At 73.9% G+C, this 12,720-nt stretch carries 12 protein-coding genes and 1 pseudogene; 3 read left to right on the top strand and 10 right to left on the bottom strand.

Translation table 11 applies throughout. The annotated features are described in order from the left end of the window. Positions 1-101: 101 nt before the first annotated feature. The 3 genes from ACTWO6_RS00815 to ACTWO6_RS00805 all read left to right on the top strand — a co-directional run bounded on the left by ACTWO6_RS00815 (position 102) and on the right by ACTWO6_RS00805 (position 4,914). Positions 102-1,535 carry a 3' terminal RNA ribose 2'-O-methyltransferase Hen1 gene (locus ACTWO6_RS00815; protein WP_446217720.1) on the top strand — a complete coding sequence of 478 codons (1,434 nt, stop codon included), beginning with the start codon at positions 102-104 and terminating at the stop codon, positions 1,533-1,535. Then, positions 1,532-4,048: a polynucleotide kinase-phosphatase gene (locus ACTWO6_RS00810; protein WP_446217719.1), complete on the top strand. Its 2,517-nt coding sequence runs from the start codon at positions 1,532-1,534 to the stop codon at positions 4,046-4,048. Before ACTWO6_RS00815 ends, ACTWO6_RS00810 begins: the two co-directional genes overlap by 4 nt. An 80-nt stretch (positions 4,049-4,128) precedes the next feature. Then, the gene (locus tag ACTWO6_RS00805; protein WP_446220514.1) at positions 4,129-4,914 is read left to right on the top strand and encodes a DedA family protein; all 786 of its coding nucleotides are present in this window, start codon (positions 4,129-4,131) and stop codon (positions 4,912-4,914) included. Positions 4,915-5,094: 180 nt separating this feature from the next. Here the strand turns inward: ACTWO6_RS00805 and ACTWO6_RS00800 are convergent, their stop codons facing one another. The 10 genes and pseudogenes from ACTWO6_RS00800 to ACTWO6_RS00755 all read right to left on the bottom strand — a co-directional run bounded on the left by ACTWO6_RS00800 (position 5,095) and on the right by ACTWO6_RS00755 (position 12,585). Next, the gene (locus ACTWO6_RS00800) at positions 5,095-5,472 is read right to left on the bottom strand and encodes an ArsR/SmtB family transcription factor (protein ID WP_007454255.1); all 378 of its coding nucleotides are present in this window, start codon (positions 5,470-5,472) and stop codon (positions 5,095-5,097) included. A gap of 57 nt (positions 5,473-5,529) precedes the next feature. Then, positions 5,530-6,069, bottom strand: coding sequence for an orotate phosphoribosyltransferase (pyrE, locus tag ACTWO6_RS00795; protein ID WP_446217718.1), 540 nt, complete (start codon positions 6,067-6,069; stop codon positions 5,530-5,532). A 165-nt stretch (positions 6,070-6,234) separates the two neighbouring features. Continuing rightward, complete coding sequence (locus ACTWO6_RS00790) at positions 6,235-7,044, bottom strand: SDR family NAD(P)-dependent oxidoreductase (protein WP_446217717.1); 810 nt, start codon at positions 7,042-7,044, stop codon at positions 6,235-6,237. Then, on the bottom strand, positions 7,041-7,856 hold the full coding sequence (locus ACTWO6_RS00785) for a hypothetical protein (protein ID WP_446217716.1): 816 nt from the start codon (positions 7,854-7,856) through the stop codon (positions 7,041-7,043). The genes ACTWO6_RS00790 and ACTWO6_RS00785 overlap by 4 nt, the downstream gene beginning before the upstream one ends. Positions 7,857-7,928: 72 nt before the next feature. Then, entirely contained in the window at positions 7,929-8,699 is a 771-nt protein-coding gene (locus ACTWO6_RS00780; protein ID WP_446217715.1) for a hypothetical protein, read from the bottom strand. 93 nt (positions 8,700-8,792) lie between these two features. Further along, positions 8,793-9,788: a hypothetical protein gene (locus tag ACTWO6_RS00775; protein ID WP_446220513.1), complete on the bottom strand. Its 996-nt coding sequence runs from the start codon at positions 9,786-9,788 to the stop codon at positions 8,793-8,795. A gap of 72 nt (positions 9,789-9,860) precedes the next feature. Beyond that, positions 9,861-10,557: pseudogene (locus tag ACTWO6_RS00770) on the bottom strand (spermine/spermidine synthase domain-containing protein); the annotation flags it as partial. Then, positions 10,556-11,185: a DUF4178 domain-containing protein gene (locus ACTWO6_RS00765; protein WP_446217714.1), complete on the bottom strand. Its 630-nt coding sequence runs from the start codon at positions 11,183-11,185 to the stop codon at positions 10,556-10,558. The pseudogene ACTWO6_RS00770 and the gene ACTWO6_RS00765, both read right to left, overlap by 2 nt. A gap of 83 nt (positions 11,186-11,268) precedes the next feature. Continuing rightward, the gene (locus ACTWO6_RS00760) at positions 11,269-12,141 is read right to left on the bottom strand and encodes a hypothetical protein (protein ID WP_446217713.1); all 873 of its coding nucleotides are present in this window, start codon (positions 12,139-12,141) and stop codon (positions 11,269-11,271) included. A 69-nt stretch (positions 12,142-12,210) separates the two neighbouring features. Then, positions 12,211-12,585, bottom strand: coding sequence for a hypothetical protein (locus ACTWO6_RS00755; RefSeq protein ID WP_446217712.1), 375 nt, complete (start codon positions 12,583-12,585; stop codon positions 12,211-12,213). Positions 12,586-12,720 lie beyond the last annotated feature (135 nt).

Below are 12,720 nucleotides of genomic sequence, written 5' to 3'. Positions count from 1 at the left end.
CCGGTGCCCCGCCGACCACCCGGTCGGCGGGGCATCGCCGTACCGGCCGCGGTAGGAAAACGGGACGACGCAAGATCGATCTTGCTGGCACCATCGACGGCGTGCTGCTCACCCTGACGACCACCCACCGGCCGGCGACCGACCTCGGTCACCTGCTGGTCAAGCATCCGGACCGCGTGCAGAGCTTCGACCTGCCGGCCGGCACCGCGCACGTGCTCTACCCGGAGGCGGGCGAGCAGCGCTGCACGGCCGCGCTGCTGGTCGAGGTCGACCCGCTCCGGCTGGGCGGCGGTCGCGGCCGCGGGAAGGCGCAGGCGGCGACCCCGGAGAACTTCACCCTCGGGCAGTACGTCAACGACCGCCCGTACGCCGCGTCCAGCCTGCTCTCCTCGGCGCTGGCCAAGGTGTTCCGGTCCGCGCTGCGCGGCGAGTCCCGGGACCGGCCGGAGCTGGCCGCCACCCCGATCCCGCTGGAGGTCCGGGTGCCGGTGCTGCGCTGCCGGGGCGGCGCGGAACTGGCCGTACGGGTCTTCGCCCCGCTGGGCTGGACCGCGACGGCCGACCCGATCCCGCTCGACGAGACGCACCCCGAGTGGGGGGACAGCCGGTACGTCGCGCTGACCCTCGCCGGCACGTTCCGGGTGGCCGACGCGCTCAACCACCTGTACGTCCTGCTGCCCGTGCTGGACGACGCCAAGCACTACTGGGTGGCGCCGGACGAGGTGGACAAGCTGCTCCGGGCCGGCGCCGGCTGGCTGGCCGACCACCCGGAGCGGGCCCTGATCACCCGTCGCTACCTGGCGCACCGGCGGGCCCTGGCCGGCCAGGCCCTGGCCCGGCTGGCCGAGCTGCGCCTCGCCGACGAGCCCTCGGCCGACGACAGCGTGACCGACGAGCCGACGTCCGAGAGCGCTCCGCGCGCCTCGCTGGCCGTGCGGCGTCGGGAGGCGGTGCTGGCCGCGCTGCGGGCCAGCGGGGCGACCCGGGTGCTGGACCTGGGCTGCGGCGGAGGGGCGCTGCTCACCGCGCTCGCCGCCGACCGGCGGTTCACCGAGATCGTCGGCACCGACGTGTCCAGCCACGCGCTGACCCTGGCCGCCCGCCGGCTCCGGCTGGACCGGCTGCCGGAGCGGCAGCGGGACCGGATCCGGCTGTGGCAGTCGGCGCTGACCTACCGGGACGACCGGCTGCGTGGGTACGACGCGGCGGTGCTGATGGAGGTGATCGAGCACGTCGACCCGCCCCGGCTGCCCGCGCTGGAGGACGCCGTCCTCGGCCACGCCCGGCCCGGCACGGTGGTGGTGACCACCCCCAACGTCGAGTACAACGTCCGCTACGAGGGGCTCGGCGCGGGCCGGTTCCGGCACGCCGACCACCGCTTCGAGTGGACTCGGGCCGAGTTCGCGTCCTGGGTCGGGCGGGTCGCCGCGTCGTACGGCTACACCGCCACGATCAGCGGGATCGGCGACGACGACCCCGGGGTGGGCGCACCGACCCAGCTGGCCGTGCTGACCCGGCAGGAGGAGAGCCGATGACCACCCTCGACATCCCCGAGCTCGCCCTGGTGGCGCTGGTCGGCGTCTCCGGCTCGGGCAAGTCCACCTTCGCCCGCCGGCACTTCCGGCCCAGCCAGGTGCTCTCCTCGGACGCCTTCCGGGCGATGGTCGCCGACGACGAGAACGACCAGTCGGCCTCGGCGGACGCGTTCGACGCACTGCACCACGTCGCCGGGGTCCGGCTGCGGCGCGGCCGGCTCACCGTGGTCGACGCGACCAACCTCCAGCCGCACGCCCGCGCCGCGCTGGTGAAGGTGGCCCGGGAACACGACGTGCTGCCGGTGGCGATCGTGCTGGACGTGCCCGAGGCGCTGGCCTGGGAGCGTACCGAGGGGCGCGCCGACCGGACCTTCGGCCGGCAGGTGCTGGCCCGGATGCAGCGCGACCTGCGGCGGTCGTACGGGCAGCTGGCCCGGGAGGGCTTCCGCAAGGTGCACGTGCTGCGCGGGGCCGAGGAGATCGACGCCGCCGAGATCCGGTACGAGAAGCTGTTCAACGACCGGCGGGAGCTGACCGGGCCGTTCGACATCGTCGGCGACGTGCACGGCTGCCGGGAGGAGCTGGAGGCGCTGCTGCTCCGGCTCGGCTGGACGCTGCGTCGCGACGACGCGGGCCGCCCGGTGGACGCCGTGCACCCGGCTGGTCGTACCGCGGTCTTCGTGGGTGACCTGGTGGACCGCGGCCCGGACTCCCCCGGCGTGCTCCGCCTGGTGATGGGCATGCTCGCGGCCGGGCACGCGATCTGCGTGCCCGGCAACCACGAGCAGAAGCTGCTGCGCAAGCTGCGCGGCCGGGACGTGCGGCTCACCCACGGCCTGGCCGAGACGATGGCGCAGCTCGACGCCGAGGACCCGACGTTCGTGGCGGAGGTGGCGGCCTTCGTCGACGGCCTGGTCAGCCACTTCGTGCTGGACGGCGGCCGGCTGGTGGTCGCGCACGCCGGGCTGAAGGAGGCCTACCAGGGCCGCGCCTCGGGCCGGGTCCGCGCGTTCGCGCTCTTCGGGGAGACCACCGGCGAGACCGACGAGTACGGCCTGCCGGTCCGCTACCCGTGGGCGCGCGACTACCGGGGCTCGGCCATGGTCGTGTACGGCCACACGCCCACCCCGGAGCCGGAGTGGGTGAACAACACCATCTGCATCGACACCGGCTGCGTCTTCGGCGGGCAGCTCACCGCGCTCCGCTACCCGGAGCAGGAGCTGGTCGCCGTCCCGGCGGTCAAGGAGTGGTACCCGCCGGTCCGCCCGCTGGTGGCGTCCACGCCAACCCGGCCGGGCACCGTGCTGGACCTGGCCGACGTCACCGGCCGCCGGCACATCGAGCACGCGTACGGGTCGCTGACCGTGCCGGCGGAGAACGCCGCCGCCGCGCTGGAGGTGATGAGCCGCTTCGCCGTCGACCCGGGCCGGCTGGTCTGGCTGCCGCCGACCATGGCCCCCTGCTCGACCTCGACCGTCGACGGGTTCCTGGAGCACCCGGCGCAGGCGTTCGCCGACTACCGGGCGGCGGGCGTCGAGCGGGTGGTCTGCGAGGAGAAGCACATGGGCTCGCGGGCGGTGGTGCTGGTCGAGCGGGAGCCCGGCCGGTTCGACGGCGGGGTGGTGCACACCCGGACAGGCCGGCCGTTCTTCGGGCCGCCGCTCGACGAGGAGCTGCTGGCCCGGGTCCGGGCCGCGGTGACCACGGTCGGGCTCTGGACCGAGCTGGGGACCGACTGGCTGCTGCTCGACTGCGAGCTGCTGCCCTGGTCGGCGAAGGCGGGTGGGCTGATCCGGGAGCAGTACGCGGGCGTCGGCGCCGCCGGCCGCGCCGCCCTGCCCGCGGTGCTCGCCACGTTGGACGCGGCGGCCGGGCGGGGGCTGCCGGTCGACGAGCTGCGCGGGCGGATGGCCGACCGGGCGGCGGAGATCGAGGCGTACTCGGCGGCGTACCGGGCGTACGTCGGGCCGACCGACGGGCTGCGCGGGGTGACCCTCGCGCCGTTCGCCGTGCTGGCCGGGGCCGGGGCGAGCTACGCCGACCGGGACCACGGCTGGCACCTCGACCTGGCGGACCGGCTCTGCGCGGCCGACCCGGAGTTCTTCACCCCGACGCGCCGCCGGGCGGTCGACCTGACCGACGCCGCGGCGGTGGCGGCGGCCACCGAGTGGTGGCTGGCGCTGACCGCGGCCGGCGGGGAGGGCATGGTGGTCAAGCCGTACGCCGGCCCGGCCGCCCGGTCGGCGCGGGGTTCGCTGCTCCAGCCCGGGATCAAGTGCCGGGGCCGGGAGTATCTGCGGATCATCTACGGCCCCGGGTACACCGAGCCGGGTCAGCTCGCCGCGCTGCGCCGGCGGTCGCTGGGCCGCAAGCGCGGCCTGGCCCTGCGCGAGCACGCCCTCGGCCTGGCCGCCCTGGACGCGCTGGCGGCGGACGCCCCGCTCTGGCGCCGCCACGAGCTGGTCTTCGCCATCCTCGCGTGCGAGTCCGAGCCGGTCGACCCCCGCCTCTGACCCGCGTGGCCCGGTCCGGCGCGACGCCGGACCGGGCTTCGGTAACCTGTGTGGCCGTGGACACAGCTGAGAAGACCCGGATGCTCTCCGAGAGCGTCGCCCTGAACCCGCTCGATCCGAAGGACCTGATCCACACCTTCGGGTTGATCGGCGTCTGGGCGATCCTCTTCGCCGAGACCGGCCTGCTGGTCGGCTTCTTCTTCCCGGGCGACTCGCTGCTCTTCCTGGCCGGCGTGGCCGCGTCGCCGGTGGCCGACGCGATCTTCGGCAGCGGCACCCGGCTCTCGCTGGCCGGCCTGCTGATCGGCGGGCCGCTCTGCGCGATCGCCGGCGCGCAGCTCGGGCACTGGCTGGGCCACCGGTACGGCCGCCGGATGTTCGACCGCCCCAACTCCCGCCTCTTCAAACGGGAGTACGTGGAGAAGGCGGAGTACTACTTCCAGAAGTTCGGCCCGGCGAAGGCCGTGGTGCTGGCCCGCTTCATCCCGATCGTCCGGACCTTCCTCAACCCGGTGGCCGGGGTGCTCGGCATGCCGGCCCGGCAGTTCCTGATCTGGAACATCGTCGGCGCGGTCCTCTGGGTGGACGGCATCCTGCTGATCGGCTACCTGCTCGCCGACCAGATCTACAACGCGATCGGCGACAAGATCGACCGGTACATCCTGCCGGTGGTCGCCCTGATCATCGTGGTCTCGGTGCTGCCGATCTTCTTCGAGTTCCTCCGCGACCGCCGGGCGCGCAAGCGCGGCGAGGCGGCGGCGATGGTCGCCGCGGCCAGCGCGGCGGGCGTGGTCGACGCGGTCCGCGACGCCGCCGACGGCGACGACCACCCGCGGCACGGCCCGCACGGCCACCGCGGCAGCTGATCCCGGACACGCCGATGGCCGGTCCCCTCGCGGGGGCCGGCCATCGGCAACGACCTGTCGACCTACGGGTGGTACGGATGACGGGCAGCCGTCACCGTCCGGTGGTGGCGCCACCCCTGGCACGCCACCCGACGTCACCCCGGGCAGGGATGACCATCCGGCCGTCGGACACGTCCGGTGTCAGCGGGCCTTCTTGGTGGCCCGCTTGCGCGGCGGGGTCAGCAGATCCGCGATCGTCGCGATCGCGCTCGGCACCAGCCGGTAGTACGCCCAGACACCGCGCTTCTCCCGCTCCAGCAAGCCGGCCTCGGTGAGGATACGCAGGTGGTGACTGACCGTCGGCTGAGAGAGGCCGAGCGGCGCGGTCAGGTCACAGACGCACGCCTCGCCCTCGGGGGCCGACTGGATCAGGCTGAGCAGCCGCAGCCGGGCGGGATCGGCGAGGGCCTTCAGGACCCCCGCGAGACGCTCGGCATCGGCACGTTCGATCGGCTCGCCGGCAAGCGGCGAGATCTGAGGCATGGTCATTTCAGCCAACGCAGTTCCCACGTATTCCATCCTTCCACCAGCAGCATCGATCCGCCTGCATATCAGCAGATCCGAATCGGCAAACTTTTACGCCACAAGGCCGAGGTCAGCCAACGTATAGGCCGCCCGATAAGGCAGTCCGGCGGCTCGCACCGCGTCGCCGGCACCTCGATCAACAATAACCGCCACGCCCACCACTTCGGCCCCGACCTCGCGCAGTGCCTCGACGGCGGTCAACACACTGCCACCCGTGGTCGAGGTGTCCTCCACCGCCAGGACCCGACGACCCGCGACCTCCGGCCCCTCGATCCGTCGTTGCAGACCGTGCGCCTTGCCCGCCTTCCGGACCACGAACGCGTCCAGCGGGCAGTCGGTCGCGGCGGCCGCGTGCAGCATCGAGAGGGCGACCGGATCGGCCCCCAGGGTCAGCCCGCCGACGGCGTCGTACTCCCAGTCGGCGGTCAGATCGCGCAGCACCCGGCCGACCAACGGCGCCGCCCGGTGATGGAGCGTGACGCGACGCAGATCGACGTACCAGTCCGCCTCGCGACCCGAGGAGAGCACCACCCGTCCATGGACCACAGCCAGGTCGGTAATGAATTTACGCAGGTCGTCGTGGTGCCCCATGGCGATAGAGGGTACTGCGCAAGTCTGGGAGCCGTCTGCGGGGTCCACCCGGGTCAACCCTGCGGGCGACGATGAGTGGCGATATCCGACTACTCTGCGCGACTGTCCACCCCGGTCGGCGCCGGCAGGCACCGCCGGCGGGACCGCCGCCCGGCCGGCGGACGCTCAGCCCTCGTCCCGTTCCACCCGGCCCCGGGTGTCCCGGGCGACCCCGCGCAGCAGCCGCCGCGGCGCGTGCCGCAGACCCGCCACCGCCAGCTTGTACTTCCAGTTCGGAACGCTGACCAGCTTGCCTTTCCCCAGGTCACGCAACCCTTCGGCGACCACGTCGTCGGCCTTGAGCCACATCCAGCGCGGGGTCGCGGACATGTCGATGCCGGCCCGCTCGTGATAGCCGGTGCGGGTGTAGCCGGGACAGAGCGCCATCACCCGTACGCCGAGCGGAGCCACCGAGCGGGCGATCGATTCACTGAAATTCGTCACCCACGCCTTGCTCGCCGAGTACGTCGAACCGGGCATGACCACCCCGAAACCCGCAACCGAAGAGACATTTATCACTGTCCCTCGCCCGCGTTCGATCATCGGGGCGAGGGCGGCGTGGGTCAGCCGCAGCACCGCCAGCACGTTGAGCCGCAGCAGCCGGGCCTCGTCCTCCACCGTCGACCGGAGGAACGGGGTGTTCAGGCTGATCCCGGCGTTGTTGACGAGCAGCTCGACCGGTGGGCCGGCGGCGAGCCGGCGCTCCACCGCCGCGCAACCGTCGTCGGTGGACAGATCGGCGGAGATCGTCTCGACCTCCCGGCCGTACCGGCCGGTCAGCTCGGCGGCCGTGGCGTCCAGCCGGCCGGCGTCCCGGGCGACCAGGACCAGGTCCCAGCCGTCGGCGGCGAGCCGGTGCGCGAAGGCGGCCCCGATGCCGGCGCTGGCGCCGGTGATCAGGGCACGTCCCGGGGTGAGGGGTGGTTCGGTGCTCACGGGCGATCCTCGGGCGGAGTCGGGCCGGGCGGCTCCGAGCCGGCCGGCGGGGATGGGGGCGTTCCGGGCGCGGCCGGCGGGGATGGGGGCGTTCCGGGCGCGGCCGGCGGCGACCAGGAGGTGGGTGGGCCCGGCGGCGGGCCGTAGGCCGGCGGGGCGGAGGGCGGGCCGTAGCCGGGCGGGGGCGGGTAGTTCGGCGCGGCCGGAGGCATCGGGCCGCGCGGTGGCGTCGGGCCGGCGGGGGCCGGGCGGCGGTGCAGGAAGGCGCTCGTGGCGGGCAGGGACACCAGCGCGGCGACCACCAGGTAGCCGAGGACCTGGGCCACCGACAGGGTCGCGTTCAGCGGGATCCACCACCCCGGATAGGCGTCGCCGAGCCGGGCGAGCAGGTCGGCGGTGACCCGCTCGTCGGCGCCCAACCGCAGCGGCGCGGCCCGCTGGACGACCAGCACGGCCAGCCCGCAGCAGCCGCAGAGCAGGCCCAGCCCGCAGACCACCCAGGTGCCCACCCGGGCGCCGGCCCGGCCGGCGAGCAGGCCGAGGGCGAGGCCGACGAGCACCAGGCCGACCAGCACGCCGACCACGGCCGACAGCACGGTGGAGCCGCGCAGCAGCGACACCACCCCGTCGATCTCGCCGGACCCGGCGCCGGTCGCGGTCGCCGCCAGTCGGAAGCGGTCGACGGTGCCGCCCAGGACGAGCAGGCCCGCGACGGCGTACACCACGGCGCCGACGGCCATCAGCACCAGCACCGCCGCCGCCGCGACCACCGCCGCCGGACGGCGGGGCGGCGCCTGATCGGGATACGACACGACAGATCCCTCCGGTAGGCGTCGGCTTGCAACCTACTCGGAGGGATCGTCGGCGTCGCTCTTATCCGGACGTCAACTTCCGGATGGCGGCCGGCTTCCCGGGCCCTCGGTCCCGCCCTCCCGACCACCCGGCTGGTCCGAGCCCGGCTGGCCCGGAGCCGGCGGGGCCGGCGGCTGCCAGGGGCCGGGCTCGGCAGGATGGGCCGGGGCCGGCGGGTAGCCGGGCTGGCCGCCCGGGTACGGCTGCCCCGGGTACGGGGCGCCGGGCAGCGGCGGCTCCCAGGCCTGCTGCGGCTTACGGAAGAACTCGTTGGCCTTCGGCAGCGCCAGCATGATCAGGGCGGCCAGCAGGGCGAGCAGGCCGAGGACGCCGAGCAGCGTGGTGACCGGGCCGTACCAGGAGGGCAGCGCGTCCTCCAGCCGGCGCTGGATCTCCTCGCCGCTCGGCATGTCGCCGGTGTTCCCGCCGCCGGTCAGCCCGCCGACCGCGTTGTTCACCAGGCTGCCGCCGGTGCAGCAGATCAGGATGCCGCCCAGCACCCAGGTGGTGATCCGGGCGCCGTTCTTCCCACGGTTGTTCAGCAGCGCGAGGACGACCATCCCGACGGCGAGCAGCAGGGTCAGCGCGGCCAACCCGATGCCGAACGCGTAGGCGAAGTCGCCGGCCTGCTCGGCGGCGGTGCCGCGGTAGGCGTCCCGCAGGACGTCCCGGACGGTGCCGATGGTGGAGATCGTCAGGATCAGGTTCACCACCTGAATGACGGCGAACAGAATGAGCAGCCAGCTGGATATCGTCACCAGGCCCGGCCGGGCGCGAGTGGGCGTGCCGTGGGCATCGACCATGATTCTCCTTCCCTAGATCACCCGCACACCGTAACCAGCCCCGGCCATCGCGGCACGGTACGCCGGGCGGAAACCTCCGGAGCCGGGCGTGGATCAGCCGGCGAGCGGTGCCTCCCGGCAGAGCCGGCGGTGCTCGGCGGTGACCACGCCGAGGAGGAAGAGGTCGACGGCGAGGGCGGAGACCGCCCCGAACTGGTTGACGGTGAAGTTGAAGATCTGCCCGAAGAGCAGGTCCACCAGGAGCGCCAGCTTGAACAGTCGGAACGCGTCGGCCCGGTCCCGGCGCAGCCGCAGCGCCGCCAGTACGCTGAGCACGGCGGTGATCAACGCGGAGACCGAGGTCCCGAGAACGGCGCCCCACTCCCGCTGCTGGTCCAGCTGACCGGTGACCCCGTCGATCACCACGGCGACCACGGTGACCGTCGGCTCCACCACCAGATAGACCACCACGGGGTAGACCAGCCACCGGCGGGCGGTCAGCCAGGCGACCACCCGGCGGCTCCAGGCCAACCACCGCTGCCAGAACCGGACCGGTGGCGGCTCCCGTCGGGGCATGGCGTCGAGCAGCTGCGCCAACGCCGCCTCGGCGGCCGGACCCGACCCCCGGATCAGCCGCCGCACCGAATCCCGGCGCCGGTCGGTGAGCCCGCCGGGCAGCCCGCCGAGCACCATGTCCAGCGCGTTGGCCGTCCGCTCCGCGGGGGTCAGCCGGATCCGGCCGCGGACCGCCTGGGTGAGCACGACCAGCAGTGCGAACGCGCCGTAGATGATGCCGGCGGCGGGGGCGTAGAAGTAGTCGGTCCCGGTGGTGACGAACTTGCCCACCTCGTCGATGAAGAGGCCGAAGCCGATGCCGCCGACGATCGCGCCGGCCGTCCGGGGCCCACCGCCGAGGAAGACCAGCACGATGCCGAGACCGGCGGCCATCAACAGGCCGCCCCAGAACACGTGCGCGATGTGCAGGCCACCCCCGCCGAGCTGCGGATACCCGGTGGCCTGCAGATACGCCCGGGTGACCAGCACGGTGACCACCCCGGAGAGCACGAACGCCTCGAGGTACGTGGCCGCCGCCACCGACCGGGTCGGCACCCGGTTGCGGAGCCACTCGACACCCGGTGGCGTGCGGCGGCGACGCGACGACCGGGGCGACATGCCCCGAACCTAGTAGCCGCGCCACTCCGCGCGGGCGTACTCCAGCACCCTGGGCTGCGACAACGTGGAGGCGGGCACGTCCATCCGACCCCGGTCGGCGGGGAAGGCCGCCGCCGCGCGCAGCACCTCCGGGGTGAGGAAACGCAGCCGCGGGGCGTCGGCGGGCAGCTCCAGCACCGGCGGGGTGGTCCCCGGCGCGGCCAGCACGAACCCCCAGTCGCCGAAGCTCGGCACGTCGACGTGGTACGGCGTGGTGGCGAAGCCGGCCTCGCGGACCGACCGCTCGATCGACCAGTACGACCGGGGGGCGAAGTATGGCGAGCCGGACTGCACGACCAGCCGCCCGTCCCCGGCGAGCACCGAGCGGATCAGCGCGTAGAACTCGACGGTGTAGAGCTTCGCGGTGGCGGTCTCGTCCGGGTCGGGCAGGTCGGCCACCACCACGTCGAAGCGTTCCGTGGCGGTGCGCAGCCAGCCGAACGCGTCGAGGTTGAGCACCCGCACCCGGGGGTCGGCGAACGAGTCGTGGTTGAGTTCGCGCAGCTGGGGCTCGGTCCAGGCCATCTTCACCACGGCCGGGTCGAGGTCGACCACGGTCACGCACGTCCGGGTAGCGGAGGATCTCCCGGACGGCGAGCCCGTCGCCGGCGCCGAGCACCAGCACCTCGCCGCGCGGCCCGCGCATCACCGGGTGCACCAGCGACTCAGGCCACCCGCTCCGGGCCGCCCTGCGGGTAGATCATCACCTCGGCCCGGTGCAGCTTCTCGCCGAGCGCCACCTCCCAGCCGGCTTCCCCGTACGCCTCGAAGGAGAGCCGGGCGCCGCCGGGCGCCTGGTAGTCGTAGTAGCGCATGGTGCCGCGCGGGTCGAGGCCGGTGCCGTCGGTGGCGGTGTAGCGGGCCTGGCCGGACTCGTCCCAGGTGTACCGGCGGCCGGCGATGTCGAGGGTCGGTGCGCCCGGGGTGACGGTGGCGGACGGCTCGGCGGTCCAGAGCACCAGCTCCAGATCCGGTTCCGCCTCGACGGAGAGCCAGCGCTTCACCCCGCCGGCGTCGTCGAGCAGGTGTTCCGCCCAGCTCCAGCCGCCCTCGACCAGGTGCACCGAGCCGCGGACCGTGTAGGGCACCTGGCGGATCTCCACGATGTCGCCGGGCCGGAGCCTGCGGGGGTCACCGCGCAGCGCGTCGACGTCCCGGTCGCGGAACGGGTCGCCGGGCGCCGGCGGCCGTGGCCGGGACCGGGCCCTGATCAGCGCCACCACGGCGATCACCACACCGGCCACCGCGATCAGACACCCCAGTGCCGTCACCAGGTACGCCACCGATTCGCTCAAGCCGACCGCCTCTCCACATGCGTCGGCGGAGACGGTAACAACCCGACGCACGCTTCCGGAAAGCCAGTTCGCTTAGTCAACGCTCAGCTACGGAGGGTGCCGGCGGTGGGGTCGGCGGGCGGCTCCTGCGGACCTTCGGGCGTCCGGTTCCCCGCCGCGGTCGGGCGCCCCTCCGCCGGACCGTGCGAGGTGGACGCGACCGACCCCGTGGGCGGGTGGGCCAGGTGCAGCGCGGGGTCGGGGCAGATCATGTAGCCCGGCGGGAACGTCACACCGACCGGCGGGTAACCGTACGAGAACGCCATCGGGTGGGCACGGGCCGGGACCGCGGGCGGGGGCCGGAACCAGCGCCCGGCCTCGGGGAGCAGGAGCAGCACCACCACGACCGTGGTGAGCGCCAGAACCGCCAGCACGACGAGCCCACCGACACCGAAGAACACGTCCGCCGGGTTGCCCTGCGCGTAGAGGGTGTCGAGGAACTTCGACTGCTCCCAGTAGGGACCGTCGGGCGGCACGCCCTCGGACGGGTCGAAGCCGGGATCGGCGGCGCCGGCGGCCAGCGCGAGGGGAATGAGGAGCAGCCCCGAGCAGCCCTGGAAGAGGCAGAGCAGCAGTTGCGCGCCGGCGGCCACGAAGACCAGGACCCGGGCGGTGTTGCTGCCCCGGCTCAGGGGCCGGGCGGTGGCGGCGAGCCAGCCCGCCAGGAGCAGCGCCGGGACGCTCATGGCCAGCGCCATGAAGACGTTGCCCGACCGCTCGTCCGACACCTCGACCGGGTCGGCGTCGGGGACCAGCCGAAGCGCCCGGTCGATCTGGCCGTCGTAGCGCACGGCCTGGACGACCACCAGTCCGACCAGGAGGAGCAGGACGACGACCGTCGCGAGCTGCACCCAGAAGGCGGCGGTGACGATGGCGGGCCGGGCGGGGCGTACCGGCGCGGCGTCGGGCGGGATCATGGCTGGCAAGGTACGGCGTACCCGCCAGCGCCGGCAGAACCGATCGGGCAGGGCCGACCGGCGAGTGGATCAATTACCGGCGAGCCGCTCCGTGGCGTACTCGCGCAGTGTCGCGCGGCCCATCACGCAACCGCTGAACGTGGTGAACTCGCGCTCATCGTCGCGCAGCCGCTTCCAGGCCGCCCGGCCGGCCTCCGCGTCGACCCGGTCCAGCAGCGTGGCCGCGTACGCCCTGCCGGCCGGCGAGCCGTGCTTGAGCAGCCAGTCGACCTTCTTGCGCGCCTCCGGGTGCTCGTCGAGCGCCCGCTCCACGTGCCGGAACGCCTCGGTCTCCGGCAGCAGCGTGGAGGCGATGCCCACCCCGCCGAAGGCGAGCGTGTCGGCCTTGGCCAGCTCCTTGACGGCGGCGTCCAGCTCGCGGTCCTTCTTCCCGATCCCCAACATGCCCTCACTATTGCCCCGCACGGCGGCCGCTGACCCTGTTGACCAAGAAGTTTGCGTCTCCGAATCCGCCTCCCCCGACACAAACTTCTTGATCACAGCGGCGGGTAAGGCGCGGCCGGGTCCCGCGGGGGGCGG

The organism is Micromonospora sp. IBHARD004 (assembly GCF_052814115.1).
The sequence above is the reverse complement of the archived record's forward strand: the minus strand, read 5'-3'. Positions and strand labels throughout refer to the sequence as shown.

Bases quoted from the DNA above. Each gene is read 5' to 3' on its own strand.
- pyrE (WP_446217718.1), bottom strand. From the start codon at position 6,069: ATGGGGCACCACGACGACCTGCGTAAATTCATTACCGACCTGGCTGTG.
- ACTWO6_RS00780 (WP_446217715.1), bottom strand. From the start codon at position 8,699: ATGGTCGATGCCCACGGCACGCCCACTCGCGCCCGGCCGGGCCTGGTG.
- ACTWO6_RS00810 (WP_446217719.1), top strand. From the start codon at position 1,532: ATGACCACCCTCGACATCCCCGAGCTCGCCCTGGTGGCGCTGGTCGGC.
- ACTWO6_RS00800 (WP_007454255.1), bottom strand. From the start codon at position 5,472: ATGGAATACGTGGGAACTGCGTTGGCTGAAATGACCATGCCTCAGATC.
- ACTWO6_RS00805 (WP_446220514.1), top strand. From the start codon at position 4,129: ATGCTCTCCGAGAGCGTCGCCCTGAACCCGCTCGATCCGAAGGACCTG.
- ACTWO6_RS00755 (WP_446217712.1), bottom strand. From the start codon at position 12,585: ATGTTGGGGATCGGGAAGAAGGACCGCGAGCTGGACGCCGCCGTCAAG.
- ACTWO6_RS00760 (WP_446217713.1), bottom strand. From the start codon at position 12,141: ATGATCCCGCCCGACGCCGCGCCGGTACGCCCCGCCCGGCCCGCCATC.